This is a genomic window from Paenibacillus sp. JZ16, from assembly GCF_015326965.1.
Classification (GTDB): Bacteria; Bacillota; Bacilli; order Paenibacillales; family Paenibacillaceae; genus Paenibacillus_AQ.
In genome coordinates, this window is sequence record NZ_CP017659.1 from 2,905,252 (window position 1) to 2,926,825 (window position 21,574).

General features: G+C 50.1%; 19 protein-coding genes. 7 read left to right on the top strand and 12 right to left on the bottom strand.

Translation table 11 applies throughout. From position 1 onward, the window contains the following. Window positions 1-47: 47 nt before the first annotated feature. Both pfkB and BJP58_RS13120 read right to left on the bottom strand, forming a co-directional pair. Complete coding sequence (pfkB, locus tag BJP58_RS13115) at window positions 48-959, bottom strand: 1-phosphofructokinase (protein WP_194544926.1); 912 nt, start codon at window positions 957-959, stop codon at window positions 48-50. After that, window positions 959-1,708, bottom strand: coding sequence for a DeoR/GlpR family DNA-binding transcription regulator (locus BJP58_RS13120; protein WP_194544277.1), 750 nt, complete (start codon window positions 1,706-1,708; stop codon window positions 959-961). Before BJP58_RS13120 ends, pfkB begins: the two co-directional genes overlap by 1 nt. Before the next feature lie 270 nt (window positions 1,709-1,978). On the opposite strand from BJP58_RS13120, the gene BJP58_RS13125 reads away from it, so the two are divergent. Continuing rightward, window positions 1,979-2,893, top strand: coding sequence for a J domain-containing protein (locus tag BJP58_RS13125; protein WP_194544278.1), 915 nt, complete (start codon window positions 1,979-1,981; stop codon window positions 2,891-2,893). An 84-nt stretch (window positions 2,894-2,977) separates the two neighbouring features. On the opposite strand, the gene BJP58_RS13130 is transcribed toward BJP58_RS13125, so the two are convergent. Next, the gene (locus BJP58_RS13130; protein WP_194544279.1) at window positions 2,978-3,868 is read right to left on the bottom strand and encodes a hypothetical protein; all 891 of its coding nucleotides are present in this window, start codon (window positions 3,866-3,868) and stop codon (window positions 2,978-2,980) included. 172 nt (window positions 3,869-4,040) lie between these two features. Here BJP58_RS13130 and BJP58_RS13135 point away from each other — a divergent pair, with 172 nt between their 5' ends. Next, complete coding sequence (locus tag BJP58_RS13135) at window positions 4,041-4,898, top strand: DegV family protein (RefSeq protein ID WP_194544280.1); 858 nt, start codon at window positions 4,041-4,043, stop codon at window positions 4,896-4,898. Window positions 4,899-5,140: 242 nt separating this feature from the next. Beyond that, window positions 5,141-5,644, top strand: coding sequence for a hypothetical protein (locus BJP58_RS13140; RefSeq protein WP_194544281.1), 504 nt, complete (start codon window positions 5,141-5,143; stop codon window positions 5,642-5,644). A gap of 98 nt (window positions 5,645-5,742) precedes the next feature. On the opposite strand, the gene glpX is transcribed toward BJP58_RS13140, so the two are convergent. From glpX to BJP58_RS13160, 4 genes are all read right to left on the bottom strand, one after another. Then, window positions 5,743-6,720 (bottom strand): class II fructose-bisphosphatase, encoded by a 978-nt coding sequence (glpX, locus tag BJP58_RS13145; RefSeq protein WP_194544282.1) that lies wholly within the window; start codon window positions 6,718-6,720, stop codon window positions 5,743-5,745. Window positions 6,721-6,761: 41 nt separating this feature from the next. Next, complete coding sequence (locus BJP58_RS13150) at window positions 6,762-7,568, bottom strand: pyruvate, water dikinase regulatory protein (RefSeq protein ID WP_071217883.1); 807 nt, start codon at window positions 7,566-7,568, stop codon at window positions 6,762-6,764. Between the two features lie 13 nt (window positions 7,569-7,581). Then, window positions 7,582-8,244 carry a helix-turn-helix transcriptional regulator gene (locus tag BJP58_RS13155; RefSeq protein WP_194544283.1) on the bottom strand — a complete coding sequence of 221 codons (663 nt, stop codon included), beginning with the start codon at window positions 8,242-8,244 and terminating at the stop codon, window positions 7,582-7,584. A 195-nt stretch (window positions 8,245-8,439) separates the two neighbouring features. Further along, entirely contained in the window at window positions 8,440-8,613 is a 174-nt protein-coding gene (locus BJP58_RS13160) for a GapA-binding peptide SR1P (RefSeq protein WP_194544284.1), read from the bottom strand. A 328-nt stretch (window positions 8,614-8,941) separates the two neighbouring features. On the opposite strand from BJP58_RS13160, the gene BJP58_RS13165 reads away from it, so the two are divergent. Continuing rightward, complete coding sequence (locus tag BJP58_RS13165; RefSeq protein WP_194544285.1) at window positions 8,942-9,916, top strand: cation diffusion facilitator family transporter; 975 nt, start codon at window positions 8,942-8,944, stop codon at window positions 9,914-9,916. Window positions 9,917-9,980: 64 nt separating this feature from the next. On the opposite strand, the gene BJP58_RS13170 is transcribed toward BJP58_RS13165, so the two are convergent. Then, window positions 9,981-11,777, bottom strand: a complete 1,797-nt coding sequence (locus BJP58_RS13170; protein WP_194544286.1) for a S9 family peptidase — start codon at window positions 11,775-11,777, stop codon at window positions 9,981-9,983. Between the two features lie 271 nt (window positions 11,778-12,048). On the opposite strand from BJP58_RS13170, the gene BJP58_RS13175 reads away from it, so the two are divergent. Next, a complete protein-coding gene (locus BJP58_RS13175) occupies window positions 12,049-13,440 on the top strand; it encodes a SpoVR family protein (protein ID WP_194544287.1) in 1,392 nt (463 codons plus the stop codon). Window positions 13,441-13,567: 127 nt separating this feature from the next. On the opposite strand, the gene BJP58_RS13180 is transcribed toward BJP58_RS13175, so the two are convergent. Next, a complete protein-coding gene (locus BJP58_RS13180) occupies window positions 13,568-14,629 on the bottom strand; it encodes a globin-coupled sensor protein (RefSeq protein ID WP_194544288.1) in 1,062 nt (353 codons plus the stop codon). Between the two features lie 227 nt (window positions 14,630-14,856). Here BJP58_RS13180 and BJP58_RS13185 point away from each other — a divergent pair. Beyond that, window positions 14,857-16,214, top strand: a protein-coding gene (locus BJP58_RS13185; RefSeq protein WP_194543387.1) for an IS3 family transposase whose coding sequence is annotated in 2 segments (ribosomal slippage) — window positions 14,857-15,310 and window positions 15,310-16,214 — 1,359 coding nt in all. Because the reading frame shifts where the segments join, the coding sequence is not laid out codon by codon here. Between the two features lie 79 nt (window positions 16,215-16,293). On the opposite strand, the gene BJP58_RS13190 is transcribed toward BJP58_RS13185, so the two are convergent. After that, window positions 16,294-18,189 carry a PrkA family serine protein kinase gene (locus BJP58_RS13190; RefSeq protein ID WP_194544289.1) on the bottom strand — a complete coding sequence of 632 codons (1,896 nt, stop codon included), beginning with the start codon at window positions 18,187-18,189 and terminating at the stop codon, window positions 16,294-16,296. Between the two features lie 265 nt (window positions 18,190-18,454). Here BJP58_RS13190 and BJP58_RS13195 point away from each other — a divergent pair, with 265 nt between their 5' ends. Continuing rightward, a complete protein-coding gene (locus BJP58_RS13195) occupies window positions 18,455-19,228 on the top strand; it encodes a DUF2161 family putative PD-(D/E)XK-type phosphodiesterase (RefSeq protein WP_194544290.1) in 774 nt (257 codons plus the stop codon). A gap of 137 nt (window positions 19,229-19,365) precedes the next feature. On the opposite strand, the gene BJP58_RS13200 is transcribed toward BJP58_RS13195, so the two are convergent. Together BJP58_RS13200 and BJP58_RS13205 are read right to left on the bottom strand one after the other, a co-directional pair. Beyond that, the gene (locus tag BJP58_RS13200; RefSeq protein WP_194544291.1) at window positions 19,366-20,580 is read right to left on the bottom strand and encodes an aminotransferase-like domain-containing protein; all 1,215 of its coding nucleotides are present in this window, start codon (window positions 20,578-20,580) and stop codon (window positions 19,366-19,368) included. A 109-nt stretch (window positions 20,581-20,689) separates the two neighbouring features. Further along, window positions 20,690-21,346: a DNA-binding response regulator gene (locus BJP58_RS13205; protein WP_076324451.1), complete on the bottom strand. Its 657-nt coding sequence runs from the start codon at window positions 21,344-21,346 to the stop codon at window positions 20,690-20,692. Window positions 21,347-21,574 lie beyond the last annotated feature (228 nt).

Here is a 21,574-nt window from a genome sequence, read left to right on the forward strand (position 1 = left end):
CATAGCCGGCCGGCCGCATCATAACCGCGTAATCGATGTAAAGCGGCTTACCACTCCGTGATCCTAACCTGCGGAAGAAGTCGATCAATCGTTTCCCGCACAGCCAAATCGTCCGAGAACGCCGTCGCGCTACCCGAGGCGACCCCTGTCCGGAATGCCTCGATCGGATCCTTGCCCATCGCTAGCGTACCGACGAATCCGGCAATCATCGAATCACCGGCCCCGACGGAATTACGGACTGTACCTGACGGTACGCTCGCGTGATATACCCGATCGGCCGTGATGAACAGTGCCCCTTCGCCGGCCATGGAGATAAGAACATGCTGCGCTCCTTCCTCTAGCAGCTTTCGGCCGTACTCTACAAGCTTCTCGCTTGAATCGATAACAACGCCGAATAATTCGGCCAGTTCGTGATGATTCGGCTTTACGAGGAGCGGCTTCCAGGCCAATGCCTTCATCAGCGCCTCTCCAGTGGTGTCCATCACGAATTCGGCACCGCACTTCCGGCACGTTTCGATAAGAAGGCCATAAAAATCAGGTCCCAGCGAAGGCGGAACGCTGCCGGACAGCACAACGATGTCCCCTGCTTGAAGCTGTGACAACTTATGAAGCAGTTCTTTCGTTTCTTCCTCGCGGATGATAGGACCCAGGCCGTTAATCTCGGTCTCGTCGCCATGCTTAAGTTTGACGTTGATGCGGGTATCGTCCGCGATATTCACGAAATGGGTGCGGATTCCTTCCTTGCCCAGCATCTCGTCTATATAACGACCGGTGAATCCGCCCAGGAAACCAATGGCCGTATTATCAGCTCCAAGCTGGTTCAACACCCGCGATACATTAATTCCTTTGCCGCCCGGAAATTTCAAGTCCCGTGTCATTCTGTTCAAACCGCCGAGCTCGATATGTTCAACTTCCACGATGAAATCGATGGAAGGATTCAGTGTTACCGTATATATCATCATGATCCCTCAATTATTTTGGTTTTCTGTGAAATAGCCTTCTTCCAGGATTCCGATAAGGACTCCGTAATCAGCGTCGCTTCGTTCAGATCCAGTAATTTGGCAAAGGAAACCTCTCCTATTTTGCTTGAATCCGCAAGGACATAACTGGAGGCGGACAGCTGGTGGGCTCGCCGCTTGATCAAGGCTTCTTCCGGATCGGGCGTGGTGTAGCCCATCTCTACATCCACACCGTTCGTGCCGAGAAAGCAGCGGTCAAAGCGGAAGTTGTCCATATTTTGAAGCGCTATGCTTCCGATGACGGCTTTGGTATGAATTTTCATCATGCCGCCCAGTAGATAACTTTTGATTCGTTTGCTTACCAGCGCTTCGATATGGGATAAACCGTTCGTTACCACCGTAACGTCCTTCGCGTCGATGAACGGTATCATCGCCAGCGTGGTCGTTCCCGCATCGAGGTAGATGCTTTCTCCATTCTCCACCTGTGCTGCCGCTAACCGGGCAACGGTATTTTTCTGTTGAATGTTTTTGAACGTTTTTTCCTCAATTCCAGGTTCCTGTATCTTTGGGCTCGGCAACGCGGCTCCGCCATGAATGCGCTTTAATAATTGACGTTCTTCAAGGTCGATCAAATCACGCCGTACCGTTGATTCCGAAGCTTCAAGGAGTTCAACCAATTCCTGCAGCTTCACGACGCCACGTTCTTGCAAGCGCTCTAATATGATTCGGTATCTTTCTTCCGTCAGCATAATGTGAATCCCCCCTCAAAGCATATAGTAACATAAACATACCAAAAAACAATCTAAAACTTTCAAAAACATTCATAATCATTCAGGGAGACAATGAATCATTTACCATATCCCATGATATCCATTTTCGCGTTTCTTCCTTATTCCTGACAGTTTACCCATTATCAAGACAACTAGTGTCGAAACATCACATAAACGTTTGTAACCTGCCGCCTCTACACTATATACTGGTAAATAGGAAACTCTCACAGTATAGAAGAGGTGACATGAATGGACCAATTGAAAGAAGCCTATGAGCGAATGGGTCTGCCGGAGGATGCAACCAAGGAACAGCTAGACGACCGGTATACGCTGCTCATGCGCCAAACCCGCTCACATCAAAGGCGGGAGCCGGACCGGGCGGAGGAGATCGAAGCCGAGTTTGCCGACATCACCAAAGCCTATAAATTCATCCTTGAAGAAGAGAACCGTAAAGCTTTGGAAGAGATGAATCAGAAACGGTACGGCAAATATAAAAGGTTTGCCGGGACAGCGGAGAAAACCGATCATTTCTTCCGTTATTATAAATTTCATGTGCTCGGCGGTATTGCTCTAGTCGGCGTCCTCATTTATATCGTGATTAGTATTTTCAACCATCAGGCCGAAAAAGAACGGTTGGCCAATCTGCCCCCGGTTGATCTGGAAGTCATGTTCCTCGGATCTTATATGAATCAGGATGGTGGACAGGACCTCAAACCAATCGAGGATGCGATTCTGGCGCAATTCCCCGATTGGAAACGCGTAACCGTTAACATTAACTATGTACCGCCTCTGGATTCCAACAATCCGCAGGATGCAGCCATGCTGCAAAAGGCACTGCTTGTACTGTCCACCGAGCGCCCGGACCTGTACATTATGGATCAGACCGCCTTTGATTGGGTTGGCAATCAAGGGATGGTGCGCCCCCTCGAAGCCGAGGTTGAAGGCGAGCTGAAGGAACTGCTCACGCCGGAGATGCTGGTAAAGGGGAAAAATGAGGAAGACGGTTCGGAGCATGTGTATGCCGTGGATATTATGGGCAGCCCGCTAGGCGAACAACTGCCTGTCCTTAAGAAAGAAATGTTTGCGGGCATTCGTGAAGGCACGGAACGTGACGCAAATGCACTGCGCTTTATTAAGCAATATTTGGAGACCTCCAAGCAATAATGAATGCATCCATCCGATATGAATAACAAAACAGCCTCGCTGCTCAGCCTTATGGCCAAACAGCAGAGGCTGTTTTTGCGAGTATTATTGATTCATAATCGAGCTCAAGGATGTAAAAGCATGCGTAGCAAATCCTTCGGAAGGTTCGCGGTGAGGGTTATTGACGCGGAAGATATAACCCTGTCCGTCAATCTCATCCACAATGTACATCTTGGTCAGGCTCTCACCTTCGCCTATCATATACACGGATGCACCCTCCATGACCTTATGCTTCTCATTGTCGCCAGCTTCACGAACCTTACCGGCATCGGCAAGCTCCTTCTTCGCTTCCAGCCTGAGTTCATCCTCGTTATAATCCGAAGGCAGCTTCGTAATCTCAACATAATAATCTTGATCCACATTCATGGTCAGCTTATTGGTCTTTGCATCAAAGGAAAAGATATCAAAAATATACAGCGCGTAGCCGTCGCCCTCTGCCAGTTTAGCTGTTTTGGTCTCTTTCATGCCCTCCAGCTCAAGCTCAAACTCTTTGGTTGCAGGCAGCTGCGCGGTCTCCGAACCCTTGCCCCCGCCTTCCTCTTCCACCGTCAGCTTGGTGAGAATCAGCTGTTTCAATTCTTCTTCACCCTCAATGGGCTGCTCCCAATACTCATACGAGACGGATTCATCTCCCTGTAGTTTGGATATGACTTGGTCCATACCTTCGTCCAGCCGGAACGCGGTAGGACCGTCTGCTGTTTCAATTTCAATGGAATTGTTATCGATTTGACCTACATAGGTACCGGTACCCTGCTTGATCTCGATCTTCGGCTCTTCGACGGGTTCAGCCGGTTCCTTGACATCATCCACTATGGGATTCGGATTAGCCGGCGGCTGAGAAGTTGGGTTTTCACCTCCACATGCCGTTATTGCCATCAGCAGCATTGCAGCGGTCGTTAATGCGATCATTTTGCTCAAATGCTTACGCTTAGCCATAAAACCACCTCCATTAGAATTAACGGGAAACTTATGGAATATGTTGCACAATTACAGCCTTTTTTGGAGTATGCTCAGCTCTCGACCCAAAACGACAAGAGCATTCCCTTTTCTCATCAAACAAGGTATTCTAGTAGTACAAGATTCAATTAGTTGATAAAGGGAGATGTTCATGTCTGGTAAAATTAGAATTTTTGCTGACAGTACTTGCGACTTACCACCTTCATGGATAGAAGAATATAATATCGGCATCGTTCCGCTCTACGTCGTATTCGGAGAACAATCCTTGCGCGACGGAGTCGACATCACGCCGGAACAGCTATACGCCAAAGTTGACCAGATCGGCAGCCTGCCCAAAACAGCGGCACCTTCTCCGTCCGACTTTATTTCGGCCTTCACGCCATCCATTGAGCAAGGCGAGGATATCCTGTTCCTAAGCATTTCATCAGAGCTTTCTTCCACCTACCAAAATGCGTTGATCGCCGCAGGTGATCTGCCCGAGGGCCGGGTTACCGTGTTTGATTCACGCAATCTTTCCTCCGGTATCGGCCTGCTTGTTATGAAGGCTGTTCATGCAGCCAATGAAGGTTCATCCATACCGCAAATTGTGGAGTTATTAAGCCGCACCGTAAATGAAGTGGAGTGCGAATTCGTTGTCGATACGCTGGATTACTTGTATAAAGGCGGACGCTGTTCGGGCATGCAAAACATCATCGGCAGCCTGCTGAAAATCCGTCCGGTTATCAAAGTCGTGGACGGCGGTATGATCCCCGCTTACAAGGTACGCGGCAAAAAAGAGAAAGCACTGGATCAGATGATCCAGAATGCGCTGGCTCAAGTGGATAAGATGGACAATGATCTGATCGTTGTTGTACATACCATGGCCGAGGAGGAAGCCCGCTTCCTGCAAAAGCAACTGCAGGAGAAAACAGGCGCACGGCAGGTTAGCATTTCTACGGCTGGCTGCGTCATATGCAGCCACTGCGGTCCTCAAACCGTTGGACTCATGTATACCAAGAAGCCTTCATAATATCCTTCAATGGGAAAAGACAGTCCTGCTATGAAACCCTTTTGCTGCAGGACTGTTTTTTCTTTATTCAGGCTTGCCTAACAGCCGCTTAGCACCTTATTAAACGGCCTGCCTATTGGCTAAACATGCCATCCTAGACTAAAGTCTAGGTGAAACATTCCCCGCAGGACCGAGGACATCCCCATTCATTGCATGGTATTCTTGGATTAATCAATCTACAAAAGGAAAGGAACGAAGTTTGTATGACGAAACGTACAATCTTGGCACCGCTGCTCATCCTGCTCGGCGCATACTTGCTCTTAAACCAAGGCGGAACAGTTGGCGCCGGTTCCATCTTCGCCACATTCTGGCCTACGATGTTCGTGATCCCGTTAGGTCTGTTTTTTCACTGGATGTACTTCTCGCTGGTTGGACGACAGGGTATCGGACTGTTGATACCGGGCGGCATTCTGCTCACAGCCGGTATTGTCAGCCAAATCGCTTCCTTGTTTGACTCGTGGGGTTCCATGTGGCCCGGCTTTATTCTGGCCGTTGCGGCAGGGCTGTTCGAGTTCTACTGGTTCGGATCGCGTAACAAGTGGCTGCTCATCCCGATTAACATTCTGACCGTATTGTCGCTGCTGTTCTTCGTGGTATTCTCAATCGGACCGGTACTGAATTATCTGTCCGTCGTGCAGCCTGTCATCGCTGTGCTGCTTGTGCTTGGCGGAGCTTGGCTGATGCTCGGACGGAAGAGACACGGTTAAGCATCCGGCAGCGCCAATCCGTTAACAACGCATAAAGGCACTCCGAAGGTTAGCTAACCTTTGGAGTGCCTTTATATTATGGATACCCTGCTTATGCATTAAGAAGATGCAGCGGCAGCTAAAGTCTCACTGCTTTGAAACAGATGATGAACGCTCCGGATATACCGGACGGTTCTAGTGCCGGAATACATCATGACGGAATGCGTTTCGGCCCGCTGACCCGGCATAAACTTCACGCCGCGCAGGAAATCGCCAGCCGTCACGCCCGTAGCCACGAATAATACGCCTTCGCCGCCTACCATATCCTCCATCGTCAGCAGCTGCTCGGGATGCTTCAACCCCATGTCCTGGCATCTGATGAAATCCTCCGGTGTCTCCGGTATGAGCCGTCCCTGGATTTCCCCGCCCAGGCATTTCAAAGCAGCGGCAGCGAGAACGCCTTCCGGAGCTCCTCCTGAGCCCACATAGAGATCGACCTCGCTGTCCGTGCAGGTCTCGATTGCTCCCATAACATCCCCATGGCTCAGCAGCTTGATTCTTACCCCGGACTCTCGCAAAGCCTTGATCATCGCGCTGTGTCGGTCGCGATCGAGAATGGATACCGTCATCTCCGACAGCGGCTTGGATAAGATCTCCGATGCTTTTCGAAGGGTGACCTCAATCGAATCATTCAAACTCAGCTTGCCCGCAAGCTCGGGTCCAACCGCGAGCTTATGCATATAGATATCGGGCGCATGCAGAAGGGTGCCTCGAGGAGCTGCGGCGATTACGGATAACGCGTTGTTCAGCCCGCTGGCCACCGTTTCCGTTCCTTCGAGCGGATCTACCGCCACGTCCATCTTCGGACCTTTGCGGTTCCCTACGCGCTCTCCAATATACAGCATGGGCGCTTCATCCATCTCGCCTTCCCCTATAACAACGACACCATCCATCGCTGCGGAATCAAAATGCTTGCGCATGGCAACCGTCGCGGCTTCATCAGCACTGTTCTTGTCCCCTCTTCCTGTCCACCGGGCGGATTGCAGCGCCGCTTCCTCCGTCACTCTTACAAGCTCCAATGCTAATGAACTCTCCATGAATGAATCCCTCCTTCAGCTTTTTTCCTTACCGATGCACCTTATTTCAGATAATTCATAATCAGTCCTGCGGATTCCTCAATCGCCTTATCGGTAACATCAATGACGGGGCATCCAAGCTCCGCATACAGCGACAGGGCATAATCCAGTTCCTCTTGTATCCGCTCAAGGGCTGCATACTGCACCTGATGCGGCAGTCCCATGACCTTTAAGCGCTCGCTGCGGATTTTGAGAAGATGCTCCGGCTCGATCGTAAGCCCGATGATCGTCCCGTTCGTGACTTCTCTGAGCTGCGACGGCGGCGACATCTCCGGCACGATCGGGAAATTGACCGTTTTGTAGCCTTTATGAGCGAGGAACATCGATAGCGGCGTCTTGGAGATTCGAGATACGCCCAACAATATGATGTCCGCCTTCAAAATAGCGCTAACGTCCTTGCCATCGTCATATTGGACAGCGAATTCCATCGCGTCGACCCTCCGGAAATAGCTGTCGTCCAGGCGATGCAGCAGCCCCGGCAGCCGTTTGGGATAGTCGTTGAACGTATCGGCAAAGGCCTGCATCATCGGCCCCATAATATCCACCGTACGAATGTTGAGCCGAACGGCTTCCTCCCGTATGACCTCGCGAAGCTCCGGCTGCACAAGCGTGTAGGCCACAAAGCCTCCGCGCCGCGCCACCTCCTCCATCAATTCGGTCAATTCATCCTCGTCGCGAACGTTCATATAACGTTTAATCTCTGTATTCGGAAGCTCGAATTGGCGCAGGGTAGCTTGCACAACTGCTTCAGCCGTCTCCCCGATGGAGTCCGAACAGATTGCTATGAAATGAGTTAATGCCTGATTCATCCGATTCCTCCCATTATTCCTCGGCTACCATGTCGAGCAGCATTTTGATAATATTCGTTTTTGTGATCCGACCGACAACCTTCCAGTGTTCCCCCGGGTTCCCCGTAGCGGACGGAACGACAACCGGCAGGCTATCGATTTGATGGTTGATGATTTTCCGGGCGGCATCCAGCACCGTATCTTCCGGCTGCACGGTTGTCACGTTAGCCCGGCGGGTCATGATCAGGCTTACCGGCATGGAGGATGCCGTCGGGTTGCCAAGCGTTACCTTAAGCAGATCCTTGCGGGACACAATCCCGGCCAGATGACCATCGGCATCGGTAACGATCAGATTCCCCACGTTCTCCAGAAACAAGGATACAACGGCTTCATGAATCGTCGTGGTCTCACGCACAATAACCGGAACACCGTGCAGATCGCCTACCTTCATTTTGAGAAGGCGGAACTTCTCCTCCCGGTCGCGCGTTCCCCGCTTTCCCAGAAAGTACCCGACCTTTGGCTTGGCATCAATATAATCCAGAACCACCAGTTTGGATAAATCGGTACGAAGGGTGGCTCGGCTGACATTCAGCATCTCCGCAATCTGATCTCCTGTAATGGGTGCATGTTTTTTTACGATATCGACGATATCCTGCTGCCTTGTCGTCAGTTCGATAGTGATCCCTCCTGCGTGCATTTCCTCTACTTGCCGATATAATACGTCATATATAATATATATGCAACATATTTTCGTCTAAAAAATGCATAATTAGGTATCAATCATTTTTTTAATACCCATCAAAAAAGGTTATAAATCCATAAAAAAGCATGCTTTCTGGAAGATTCCTCCCAAAAAAGCATGCTTTGTTTACATTCCGCTAACGATCATCCATTAATTTTGAGGGTCTGTGCCTTTGCATTCCCCTTTTCCGCAATATCCATAAATGATCTTCACTCCGTCGGTTGGAATCGTGTCCACCATTTTATCACATCTGGAGCATATAATCAGGCCCCATTCCTCATTCGCCTTGCCTTTCGCTGCCTCTGGACTTGTTAACGCTTTCATAACATTTCCTCCTTATGTTTTTTCACTTTGCTGCAAGGCAGTTTACGCTTTGTCATCAAGCGGTAACTCGATTCGCCACATCCTCCTAAAGACCACTTACCAACCGTGTTCACTACATACATCCCTTTATTTTCCACTATATTCTTAATGTATTGGGTAAGAAATGAAGATATGAGTAAATAATGATTAATGTAACAAAAAACATGTTAAGTAATATGTATGACATCATGTTTCACGTGAGGATAGGGGATACCCTTAATTTGGCATGATATGATAATATATACTTCGGATTTAAATCGAAATCGACAAAATAGACGGAGGGTTCGGATTGAAGAACACATGGCAGCTTATTAAAAAAGGAAACACCTCATCCGCCATTGCAGCACTGGGCAACACGGGATTGGCCATAATCAAGGGGATAGCGGCGTCCGTTAGCGGGAGCGGTACGATGTTTGCATCCGCCATGCACTCGGTGGCCGATGCCGTAAACCAGGGGTTTGTATTCGTAGGCAGCGTGCTGGCCGAGCGAAAGCCGACCAAGAAGTTCCCCACCGGATTCGGCAGGGTCATTAATCTGGTCTGCATGGTCGCGGTGATCGTGGTCACCATCATGGCCTACGAAACGATACTGAAAGGTTTCAAGCTGTTAAAGCATCCGGAAGAAGCCACGAATTTCTGGCTTAATTTCATTGTGCTGGCCATTGCCGTTATCATTGATGGCTCTATCCTGATGAAAGCTATGAAAGAGATTATGAAGGAAACCCGTGTTCAAGCATCCGGATTTGCCCTGCTGCCCGCCGCTTTCAAAAATGCCGGCCGCGCTGCCCCGCCTACACGGCTTGTGTTCTATGAAGACATCGTGGCTACGCTTGGCGCCCTCTTCGCGTTGATTGCCATTGTGTTCGCGCATTTCTTCAATTTCCTCATCCTGGACGGAATCGCCACGATCCTGATCGGCTGTCTGATGGTGGGCGTAGCCTTTAAGGTCGGATATGACAATATGGTCGGCTTAATCGGCGTCGCCGCACCGAATGAAGTGGAAGAGAAGATCTCCGAGATCATTCTCGGCGATCCGGATGTCCGCGACATCAATCGTCTTCGCATCCTGCAGGAAGGCCGCAACTATCATGTGGAGGCCTACATTGAACTGAAGAAAGGAATGACCCTGGCCGAGGCCGGCCATTCCAAAATGAGAATCAACGCCCTGCTCACCCAGGATCCGAACATTTCGGATGTGACCTTAGGCATCCTGGAGGACGATGGAATCAAGCTCTGGAATCCGAGCGAGACTATAGATAGCTAAAGGGAAGAGGCGCACCTCAGAGTCCGAATGGACCTTGGGTACGCCTCTTTTTTCATACGGTCTCTTACTGATTGCGCTTCAGGAATTCGACCATCCGCGCATAAGCGATTTTTTCGTTGGCCTTCTTCGTAATGCCATGCCCCTCGTCATCGAACACGAGATACTCCACATCACGGCCTTTCGCCCTCAAGGCTTCGACGATTTGGTCAGATTCCTCTTTGACGACACGCGGATCGTTAGCCCCTTGGATGATCAGCATCGGGTTCACCATATCATCCAGGTACGTAATCGGCGAATCCTTGATAAAGCGTTCTTTATCCCGTTCCGGATCGCCTATCCAGCGCTCCATAATCGGCTTCCAGTGCTCGGGTACCGAATTGTAGAAGGTAAACAGGTTGCTGACCCCGACGATATCAATCGCCGCTTTGAAATACTCCGGATTACGTCCTGCCAGCAGCAGAGTCATATAACCGCCGTAGCTTCCGCCCATCACAAAGAGCTTCTCACGGCTCGAAATGCCTTGCTCAAACAGCCAATCCATGCCTGCCAAACAATCCTTTCGCGGTCCCTCGCCCCAATCCTGCTCCACCAATTTCACGAAGGAACTGCCGTAACCCGTGCTTCCCCGGAAGTTCGGACAGAAGATGTGATACCCTTTGGCCAGAATATACTGGAACATGGAACGGAACTGCTTGCGTTCCGAGGCTTGCGGGCCGCCATGCGGCCAAAAAACCGTATAACCGTTCGCCACATGGTCTTTGGCTCGGAACAGGAGCGCTTCGATCTCCATACCGTCAAAAGAAGGATACGTCACAACCTCCGGCGTCACCATGTCCTCGTCGGTTAATCCTGTCAAAACGTTCTTCGTAATCATACTCCATGAGCCGCCTGCGTAACGGTAAATGTTAAGCGGCTTCACGGCGCCGCGGGCGAGCAGGTACAGATTGCCGGACTTTGTCACGTTGAGCTGCTCCACGATATCCGATGGAAGAGGAATGGCGGTTAACGCCCCGCTGTCGAGCGAATAGGCATACAGTCGATCCTCCACCCCTTTTTCCGTGACGATATAGAGAGTCCGTGAATCCTTATGGTAGCGCAAGAGCTGGATGCTCTCCCGGTCGAAACGGCACAGCGGTTCAAACTTCTGCTGAGGAATGTCGTAAGTGGCTACATATGAAAATTCCGATTCGTAATCCGTTGCGAAAATGACCTGGTCATTGCTGGCGAACAGCACATCGCCCGAGATGTGAACCTGATCAGGGGAAGGTGTCAAGCAGAGCGGCTGGCCGCCTTCACGCTTCACGTAACTGACATAGTAGGTGTTGGCATACATTTTCGTATATGCGATGGTTTTCTCGTCGGGGCTCACGGCACACATTTCGGTCGACGTCACCTCGCCTTCATGCAGCAAATGATCCTCCTTGGTGTCCAGATGATATACGCGCGAATTCAGGAAGGACGGATTCCCCTTCGATGTGACGTAATACAATCGCTTGCCATCCTCCGACAAATGCACGAAATAATGTTTGTCATCCGCATCGGCCCCTTCGAACAAAGGCATCGGCTCGCCGCCGTTCCAGCGCAGCGCATGAAACTGATAATTTTCATTCCCGTCACGGTCAAACGCCGTTAAGATATGTCGCCCTTCCGGGTCCAGCTTGATAAAGCTTGCGATCTGGTCATTGTATGTAAGCGGATAAGGGTAGGACGTCTCCCCTTCTAACTCCATGGCCCATAAATTGAACTTTCCGTTTAGACTGCTGCTGAATACAAGCCGTGACTCGTCTGCACTGATTCCAAAGGTACGAATGCCATAAGTTTGAAAAAATTGCTCCACATCGGGTTTAGGAAATTCGATCATTCATTTGCCTCCCTGACCTCATCTTATTATCCATCGGTTAATAAATGGTGAAGTCTGCCAAACCGCTGGATTAATCCCATTATAACGCAAAGCTTTCCGAGGGGCATCGTTACATGGTCTGGCAGCTCGCTACGTCTGTGGAACGAGACGGGACTCTTTTTTCGCAGAAGCCCGTACATATTCCCGGCATCCCCTCGTCAGCCCGCATATCTGCAGCAAGATTCCATATAAATGATAAGAACCATGTTTTTAATAACGAAGGGGGATTCTCGTGCACCAAGACGAGATCGCGGAACTGGAACGTTCCATTGCGGAGATTACCGAGATCGCTACAGGCTTTGGCCTTGATTTTTACCCTATGCGATATGAAATCTGCCCGGCAGACATCATATATACCTTCGGCGCATACGGCATGCCTACCCGGTTCAGCCACTGGAGCTTCGGAAAAACCTTCAATAAAATGAAGATGCAGTACGACTTCGGCCTTAGCAAAATCTACGAGCTCGTGATCAACTCCAATCCATGTTATGCGTTTCTTCTGGACGGCAACTCCCTGATTCAAAATAAACTCATTGTGGCCCATGTCCTTGCACACTGCGATTTCTTTAAAAACAACGCCCGCTTCTCCGTCTCTAACCGTAATATGGTTGAGAGCATGTCGGCTACTGCCGAGCGTATCTCCCGTTACGAGATTGAGCACGGCACGGAGGCTGTGGAGCAGTTTATCGACGCTGTGCTGGCGATTCAAGAGCATGTGGACCCGCATATCGTAAGGCCGGATAAACTCGATAAGCAGCGATACACCGCACGGCGGATGCAGGAGCAGAAGGAGGAAGCCAAGCGACAGAAACCTCCCGGCCGGTATGACGATTTATGGGATATGGACGAAAACGGCGAAGACAAAGCCGATAAATCACCGGCAGCACCCAAACGCTTCCCGCCCGAGCCGGAGAAAGACATCATGTGGTTCATTCAGGAGCACTCCGACATTCTGGAGGATTGGCAGCGGGACATTATGAGTATGCTGCGGGAGGAAATGCTGTACTTCTGGCCGCAGATGGAAACCAAAATCATGAACGAGGGCTGGGCTTCGTACTGGCATCAGCGCATTCTGCGGGAGATGGACCTGACCAGCGAGGAAACGGTGGAATTCGCCAAGCTCAACGCCTCGGTCGTGCAGCCGTCGCGCCACAGCCTGAACCCCTACTACCTGGGTCTGAAAATCTTCGAGGATATCGAACGCCGCTGGGATCGGGAGAAGATGTTTGATGTGCGCGAATACGACTCCGATATTTCCTTCCTGCGCAATTATTTAACGAAGGAACTCGTGGAGGACCTGGACCTCTATGTCTTCGAGAAAAAAGGGCCGGAATGGAAAATCACCGACAAGGCGTGGGAAAATATCCGCGACCAGCTGGTCGTCTCCCGCGTAAACGGCGGCTCGCCGTTTCTCGTGGTAACCGACGGCGATCATCTTCGCTCCGGTGAGCTGATGATCAAGCATCTGTATGAGGGCATAGAGCTTGACCTGAAATATATGGAGCGTACCATCCCTTATGTTTACCGCCTCTGGGGCAAACCCGTGCATCTGCACAGCATGATCGAGGGCAAACCGATCCTGTTCTCCTACGACGGCAAGAAGCTTCATCGGCGATTTATTTAACAGCGCAGCCCTTGATAGACAATATGGCGCCATAGAGCAGCAGCACCCGCGCTGGGGGATTCCTCCATGTGCGGGGTGCTGCTGTTGTTTAGGGATATCCTTCATCCGTTTGCTTCTTGGATCCCTGTTATACACTTACCTTCTGGGATATGGCTCCCTCTTGGACATCATGCTTCTGAACATCATATTCATGCTGAAGTGATTCCAAATCATCGGCCAGCTTTTCCATCATTTTCACAAAAGCAGCCAATTCCTGCGAGCTTGCCGCCTGATTTCGTGCGTTCAAGGATGTTTTCTCTGATTCCTGCTCCACAAGCCCCAGCTTGCGAATAATGCCGCTGACCTTGTCCTGAATCTCGTCCATCGCCTTCTTGGAATGGGTGGCCAGCTTTCGAACTTCCCCGGCAACCACCTCGAAGCCTCTGCCTAATTCCCCGGCATGAGCAGCCTCAATCGCCGCATTCAGACCGAGCAAGTGGCTCTGATCCGAGATTTCCCTGATCAAACTTCCCATCTGCTCAATATGCAGAATTTCTTCGCCCAGCTCGGAAGTCAGCGTATGCGCTTTATCCTGTGCTTCCGCTGTTTTGATCGCATTGTCTGCCATTAACGCCGCGCTTTGATCCAGCTCCACGATCATGGCCGTCAATTCTTGAACCGCATTTGTAATCGCTTCCAACATTCTTTGTTGATCCGATACCAAATTGTTGATTTTCTCTTTCTCTTTCATTTCGTAAGCTTCCAGAACGAGCTGGGAATCCAGATTAAACATCTTGCTCAGGGCATGCACCACTTGGATCCACTGATCCGGTACGATTTGCTTCAGTAAGTCGGTAGCGATATCCAGATAAACCATGTAACTTCCAAGGTAATAGTCCGTTTTCAGTCCGATTCTGGAGTGAACTTGTCCGATTTTAATCCGTTCGGCAATATAAGCGTCATCCACTCTTCCTGCCGCAAGGGACATCCAGTATACCCGCTGGGTCTCCTTAAGCCGTTCCACGGTCGAGGTGCGCTCGATAATCTGCATCAGCTGCGGATGCGTCCCGATCTGTGCGTAAAACCGGTTAACAACCTCTTCAACCACCTTCGCAAACACGTCGCGATGATTGGCCAGCAGCTCCAGCCCTTGTTCATCCAATCCGATATACTCCAACTGTTGGCGTCTTTTCGGGGAAACATCAATCATTTCGATAACTCCACTCCTAAATAGCGTGATCCATATCACAGGTTCAAGTACTTAGGGTCCATTATAGACTATATTTACCATACAGACATAATCCTAAAGTCCTAATTGTGTATATATTTGCACCACCCAACCGGGCCATTTCATCCCAAAACATGAGAAACCACCCTAACTTTGAACTGCACCCCAATTGTTAGACACCATCTAACATTGGAGGTGCAGTTTTTTCTATGGCTAATTTTAGTTCGGACGAAAAATTACAAGCAGTTATGCGTTATCAAAATGGATCAGAAAGCATGAAATCGATTGCGAAATCACTAGGACTCCATCATACTGTCCTTTTACATTGGATTAGACAATATGAGCATCATGGTGAAGAAGTCTTTAAAAAGCGCTATACACCGTATTCTGTACAGGATAAACTAGACGTACTTCATTATATAAAAGAACATGGGACGTCTATTAGAGAGGCAGCTGCAGTATTTAATATTGCGAGTCATAGTACCATTCTAAGCTGGCAAAGAAGCTTAGAGTTACATGGAATAGATGCCCTACAACCAAAGAAAAAGGGGCGTTCATCCATGAAAAAGGATCCAAAACAACTGAATGATCAAAAGTCTGTAAAGGGGTCGGTAGAGGCTTTACAGAAAGAGATAGAACTTTTGCGTATGGAGAATGCTTATTTAAAAAAGTTGAATACCTTAGTTCAAAACAAGGAAAAATCACCAAACAAGACAAAGCGCAAGTAGTCTATGAACTAAGGAACGAATTTTCGGTGAAAGCACTCCTCCAGCTCGCAGATATCCCACGTAGCACGTATTACTACTGGGTGAATACATTCGGTATGCCGGACAAAGATTCTGAGTTAAAGGACGTTATTCAAGCGATTTATGAGGAGCATCAGGGGCGTTATGGTTATCGCCGTATTCGAGACGAGTTAATGAATCGCGGTCACCATGTGAATCACAAAAAGGTGCAGCGTTTGATGAACGTGTTGGGATTGAAGTGTCTAGTACGCATGAAGAAATATCGTTCATATAAAGGTTTGGTTGGCAAGATTGCATCAAACATTCTAGAGCGTAACTTCTCCGCTGAAAAGCCAAATGAGAAGTGGGTAACGGATATAACAGAGATTAAATTATTTGGAGAAAAACTGTACTTATCCCCCGTGTTAGATCTTTTTAATGGGGAGATTATTACGTATACGATCGGTTCAAGACCCGTCTATTCCCTTGTTTCAACCATGCTAGATCAAGCATTCGATCGACTAACGGATGAAGATACTCTTCTGATTCATTCTGACCAAGGCTGGCATTACCAGATGAAACAGTATCGTCATGCCCTCGAACAACGCGGTGTTAAGCAAAGTATGTCCCGTAAAGGTAACTGTTACGACAACGCGGTCATTGAGAACTTTTTTGGAATCATAAAATCTGAGTTTCTATATATTAATGAATTTGAAAGTATTGAGCAGTTTAAACAAGAACTTTCTACATATATCGATTATTACAATCACAAGCGAATTAAAGCAAAACTAAAAGGCATGAGTCCGGTACAGTACCGAACTCATGCCCAACAAATTGCCTAATAAAATAATATGTCTAACTTTATGGGGTCAGTTCACTTCACAAGTGGTTTCTCATGGCATTCCGTTATTCTATTCGATATTACCGATTCAACAGACTGCCCACATAACGCAGCAGCTCGTTCGCGCATACCGGGCAGTACCCATGCTCCTCGATCAGTCTGGAGCTCACCTCGTTGATCCGTTTTAACTGCACGGCATCCGGCGTTTTCGTCGAGGTTGTAATCTTGACGATATCCTTCAGGTCGGTGAACAGCTTCTTCTCAATCGCCTCGCGCAGGCGCTCATGATTGTGATATTCGAACTTTTTGCCCTTTCGGGAATAAGCCGAGATGCGAATCATGATCTCCTCCCGGAAAGCCTTCTTTGCGTTTTCCGAGACGCCGATCTGCTCCTCGATCGAACGCATCAGTCTTTCGTCCGGATCCATCTCCTCATCGGTTAACGGATCGCGGATTTTCGTCCAGTTGCAGAATGCTTCGATGTTATCCAAATAATTCTCGAACAGCGTCTTGGCAGACTCCTCGAAGGAATACACAAAGGCCTTCTGGACTTCCTTCTTCGCCAGATCATCATACTCCTTGCGTGCAGCGGCAATAAAATTCAGATAGCGCTCCCGCTCCTCCTTGGCAATCGAGGCATGCTGATCCAGCCCATCCTTGATCGCCCGCAGCATATCCAGCGCGTTAATGCATTGAAGATCCTGCTTAATCAAAGCACTGGATATCCGGTTAATGACATACCGCGGATCAATCCCGGACATGCCTTCTTCCAGATATTCATTCTGCATCTCCTTCAGGTCCGCTTCTTTATACCCTTCGACTTCCACACCGTCGTACATGCGCATCTTCTTGATCAGATCCATGCCCTGCTTCTTCGTTTCCTTCAGACGCGTCAAGACGGAGAATATCGCGGCAGATCGAAGCGCGTGCGGCGCGATATGGATATGCTTCATATCGCTTTGGCCGATCAGCTTCGAGTAGATTTTCTCCTCGTCGCTGACTCGCAGGTTATACGGAATCGGCATAACAATCATCCGGGATTGCAGCGCCTCGTTTTTCTTATTGGCGATAAATGCTTTGTACTCGGATTCGTTGGTGTGAGCCACGATCAGCTCATCCGCGCTTATCAGCGCGAACCGGCCCGCTTTAAAGTTCCCTTCCTGGGTCAGGGAGAGCAAGTTCCATAGAAATTTTTCGTCGCATTTCAGCATCTCCTGGAATTCCATCAAGCCGCGGTTCGCTTTGTTTAACTCACCGTCAAAGCGATAGGCGCGCGGATCCGATTCGGAGCCGTATTCCGTGATGGTGGAGAAATCGATGCTGCCGGTCAAATCGGCAATGTCCTGCGACTTGGGATCCGACGGACTGAACGTGCCGATGCCGACCCGGTTCTCCTCGGAGATTAATATCCGTTCAACTTCAACCTTTTCGATATCGCCGCCGTACTCGGTTTTAAGCCGAAGCTGGCAGGCCGGGCACAAATTCCCCTCGATCCGGACGCCGAGCTCCTTCTCGATCTCCGGTCTTAGCTCCATCGGAATCAAATGCAGCGGCTCTTCCTGCATCGGGCAGCCGGCGATCGCGTATACCGCTCCGCGGTCGGTACGGGAATGCTTCTCCAGGCCGCGCTTCAGCAGCGTGACCAGCGTGGATTTCCCGCCGCTGACAGGCCCCATAAGCAGCAGTATGCGTTTGCGCACATCCAGCCTGCGGGCCGCGGAATGGAAATATTCTTCAACGAGTTTCTCGACAGCCCGGTCGAGACCGAAGATTTCCTGTTCAAAAAACTTATATTTTTTCTGGCCCCCGCTCTCTTCGAAACCGTAGGATTCGATCATGTCATATACACGGGCATGTGCCGTCATGGCTGGAGAGGGATCCTTCTTAAGTATTTCAATGTATTCCCTGAATGTGCCGCTCCACGCCAAACGGTCGCCTTCTGCCCGATACGATGCTATGCGTTCGAAAATATCCATTTCGCTACCTCCTATGAGTCTGTTTATGGGGATTGGCTTCCATTCCACAGCGTCATTAGAAAACATTCCATTTTCGAAAAAGTGTATTACATACCTATGCGACTTGCTTGGAATAGTTGACCTTATTTTCGAAGTCATGCGCATGCAATTTTATCTAACCACCGGTCCATTCTACACTCGGGTACGCCATGCGAGCCGTCCCCATGCTATACTGAAATTACATTAACTTGACATTAAAGCATCTTTCGAATAAAGGAGAGTCATCATGGCGATAAAGCATGAAGCCGAGCTGTACGCTCCCCTGAAGGCCTTTTTTGAACTAAACGGTTATGAAGTGAAGGGTGAAGTACACAATTGTGACCTTGTCGGCATGAAAGAGGGCGCCGATGAACCGCTGATCGTGGAGCTGAAAAAAACCTTCAATCTGGCCCTTCTGCTCCAGGGCATCGAGCGGTTAAAGCTGACCCCCTACGTTTACCTTGCCGTCGAGAAGAGCCGGGCGAAGAAAGGAGCCGTCAATCAGCGCTGGGCGGAGCTGACGGGGCTCTGCGGACGTTTGGGACTAGGACTCATTACGGTCACCTTCTACAAAACCAAAGCGCCCTTCGTCGAGGTGCTCTGTGAGCCGGAGATCGCCGTGCAGAAGGGACGAACCGCCATCAGGCGCAAGGAACGCCTATTGTATGAATTTCGGGAGCGCAGCGGCGATTACAACACGGGCGGGGTGACGAGAGCCAAGCTGGTTACCGCTTATCGCGAGAAGACGCTGCGCGTTGCTGCTGCCATGAATGCGGCGGAAGTGGAGCAGCGAAGCTCGCGCGAACTGCAGGAGGGGCATGAGCTTCAAGAAGTTACACCCGCGGTGCTGTCCGGTATTTCTCCCGCGGCCGTGCGGGATCGAAGCGGCGTGGGATCGGCGGCTGACATTCTGCAGCGCAATTACTACGGCTGGTTCCGTCGGGTAAGTCGCGGTCGCTACGTGTTGACACCGGCCGGCGTACAAGCTCTGGCAGACTATGCTTCCGTATTGAAATCATAGATTCTGCATGTAGAACTCCGAACAAGTACATATTCGCCCATGAAAAAAAGCCGCTGATTCTATTCCGAACCTGAAATCAGGCTCAATCAGCAGCTTTGCTATGTTATACACGATTCGCATAAAGAAACCTTCCATGTCTAATTCCGGGCTGTAAATTCCATCACGGCTTCGCTGATGAGATTCATGCCGAGCAGCAGCTCATCCCGCCCCGGGTGCGTAAAATTCAGCCGGATACACTCACGGGTACGATCTGCCGCCGAGCACATCGAGCCTGGCAGGAAAGCGGCTCCTTTTAATAGAGCGGCTCTTAGGAGCGCATCCCCATTCAATCCCGGAGGCAGCTGTACCCAGAGAAACATTCCCCCGGGAGGCACCGCATACTTCGAATCCTTCCACGCGCTGCGTTTCAGCAGCTCCACCATCAGCTTGAGCCTCGTTGCGTATTCCCGATTAAGCATGCCGATATGGTCCTCCAGCTTGAAATGCTTCGATTCCAGCAGATGGTGCAGCATCCGCTGGTTCAGCATGCTGGATTGCCAGTCGGCCATCTGCTTCACGGCCGTCATCATCTCAATCAAGCGCCGGTTCCCGGCAGCCCATCCCGTACGCAGCGCCGGCGCTACCGTTTTACTGAACGAGCCCACATACAGAACATGTCCTCCCTGCGGCTCCTCTAGTGAGAAGATGGAAGGAATTCGGGGTTTCGGATTCTTGGCGTCCGCAAAATAAAGATCGCCGTAAGAATCATCCTCCACGATAAGAAGTCCATGCGAGATACACAGCTCCAGCACCTGCTGACGCCGCTCCAAGCTCCACATCACGCCTGTCGGATTGGTAAAATTGGGCGCAGCCATAAGCAGCTTCGGCTTGTGCTGCCGGATCATGGCCTCCAGGTGCTCCGGCAGCATCCCGTCTTGATCTCCCTCCACAGGCACGATGGCGGCACCTTGGAGACGCAGCACCTGGAGCAGTCCCGGTGAGGTGGGGTTCTCCACCAGCACCGGATCGCCCGGGTCCACGTACACCCTGACCAGCAAATCGATGGCCTGCTGCGTCCCCGTAGTCAGCAGAATATGCTGCGGCTGAATGCTCAGGCCTTTACGGCGGGAAAAGTCCTCGCTCAGCCACTCGCGCAGCGGTCCATAGCCTTCGGCCTCACCGTACTGCAAGGCGAGCGGGTCCTCGGAGAGCACCGAGGTCGCCGCTTCTGCCAGTGAATGCAAAGGAAATAACTCTTCGGCCGGCAGCTCTTCTGCCAAGGAAATAAAAGAATCCCGCTTCGCAAGTTCCCTGATATCGCGCAGCGGGGATGACAAAAGGGTCTGTGCACGGGAAGCAAAGGAATACTGCATGGAAGTCCCTCCTCTAACCGTTATCAAAACCTCGGTTTTGTATTCAGGAGCCTCTTAACAACCTCTAAAAGGTATTCCTGATATGTATATATTATACCTTAATCCTGCCTTAGGCATATATTTGCCTGCCTTGACGGGTATACAGCGCATACTTCTCGATCGCCTGTGCACGGGTGGATACCCCGAGTTTCACATAGATTTTACGAAGGTAATTGTCAATCGAGCGGCGGCTCACCTGAATTTCCATGGCGATTTTGTCGTATGTAATGCCCTGGACAATCCGTTCCATTATAAAAGCCTCCGTCTCGGAGAGCTGGAGTCCGCCCTCGTTCATTGCAGAGGCCGTTAACGGCCAGATACCTTGCCTTACCCAGTCGAGCGGCAGCGAGGCAACGCCTTCCCGGAGTCCGGTAATCATATGTATGAGCTGAAATGTGGATGCCTGCTTGGACAATAGGCCGCTTGCCCCGCGGCTGATCAAGGATTGCAGCAAAGGAAGGCCATCATTGTCGGTCATAATGACGACATGGGTCTTCGGGGACAGCTGCTTCATCTGCTCCAATACGGCTTCCGAGGTATGTTCCGACAAATGATAATCCAATAGTACCAAGTCAGGAAGCAAATCCCCGACCATGCGAAGCCCTTCTGAATCCGAGGATGTCATTCCCTCAACGAGCAGATCCTGCTGCTCTTCCAAAATCAATTTTGTTCCCAGCATGCTTGTAGGTTGACTGCCGACGATAACTACCCGCCAAACCTGATTCATTTTCTAATAGACCTCCTGTATCAACAAACTTGAATCTCTAGTATCTCTATTAAGTAAGCGCCGTCAATTTCTTACATATCCGGTATTGCGAATCTTCGTTGTTTGCAGATATGGATAGACGCAATTTAGAGCCGTTATACGTATAGAAATTAGGTTAATTAATCCTATAGGCGCAGGGCCTTTGACGGTATGCATGGCGAATGTCTTATATGTATCCTATTTGATAAT

Bases quoted from the DNA above. Each gene is read 5' to 3' on its own strand.
- pfkB (WP_194544926.1), bottom strand. From the start codon at position 959: ATGATATATACGGTAACACTGAATCCTTCCATCGATTTCATCGTGGAA.
- BJP58_RS13120 (WP_194544277.1), bottom strand. From the start codon at position 1,708: ATGCTGACGGAAGAAAGATACCGAATCATATTAGAGCGCTTGCAAGAA.
- BJP58_RS13125 (WP_194544278.1), top strand. From the start codon at position 1,979: ATGGACCAATTGAAAGAAGCCTATGAGCGAATGGGTCTGCCGGAGGAT.
- BJP58_RS13130 (WP_194544279.1), bottom strand. From the start codon at position 3,868: ATGGCTAAGCGTAAGCATTTGAGCAAAATGATCGCATTAACGACCGCT.
- BJP58_RS13135 (WP_194544280.1), top strand. From the start codon at position 4,041: ATGTCTGGTAAAATTAGAATTTTTGCTGACAGTACTTGCGACTTACCA.
- BJP58_RS13140 (WP_194544281.1), top strand. From the start codon at position 5,141: ATGACGAAACGTACAATCTTGGCACCGCTGCTCATCCTGCTCGGCGCA.
- glpX (WP_194544282.1), bottom strand. From the start codon at position 6,720: ATGGAGAGTTCATTAGCATTGGAGCTTGTAAGAGTGACGGAGGAAGCG.
- BJP58_RS13150 (WP_071217883.1), bottom strand. From the start codon at position 7,568: ATGAATCAGGCATTAACTCATTTCATAGCAATCTGTTCGGACTCCATC.
- BJP58_RS13155 (WP_194544283.1), bottom strand. From the start codon at position 8,244: ATGCACGCAGGAGGGATCACTATCGAACTGACGACAAGGCAGCAGGAT.
- BJP58_RS13160 (WP_194544284.1), bottom strand. From the start codon at position 8,613: ATGAAAGCGTTAACAAGTCCAGAGGCAGCGAAAGGCAAGGCGAATGAG.
- BJP58_RS13170 (WP_194544286.1), bottom strand. From the start codon at position 11,777: ATGATCGAATTTCCTAAACCCGATGTGGAGCAATTTTTTCAAACTTAT.
- BJP58_RS13180 (WP_194544288.1), bottom strand. From the start codon at position 14,629: ATGATTGATGTTTCCCCGAAAAGACGCCAACAGTTGGAGTATATCGGA.
- BJP58_RS13190 (WP_194544289.1), bottom strand. From the start codon at position 18,189: ATGGATATTTTCGAACGCATAGCATCGTATCGGGCAGAAGGCGACCGT.
- BJP58_RS13195 (WP_194544290.1), top strand. From the start codon at position 18,455: ATGGCGATAAAGCATGAAGCCGAGCTGTACGCTCCCCTGAAGGCCTTT.
- BJP58_RS13200 (WP_194544291.1), bottom strand. From the start codon at position 20,580: ATGCAGTATTCCTTTGCTTCCCGTGCACAGACCCTTTTGTCATCCCCG.
- BJP58_RS13205 (WP_076324451.1), bottom strand. From the start codon at position 21,346: ATGAATCAGGTTTGGCGGGTAGTTATCGTCGGCAGTCAACCTACAAGC.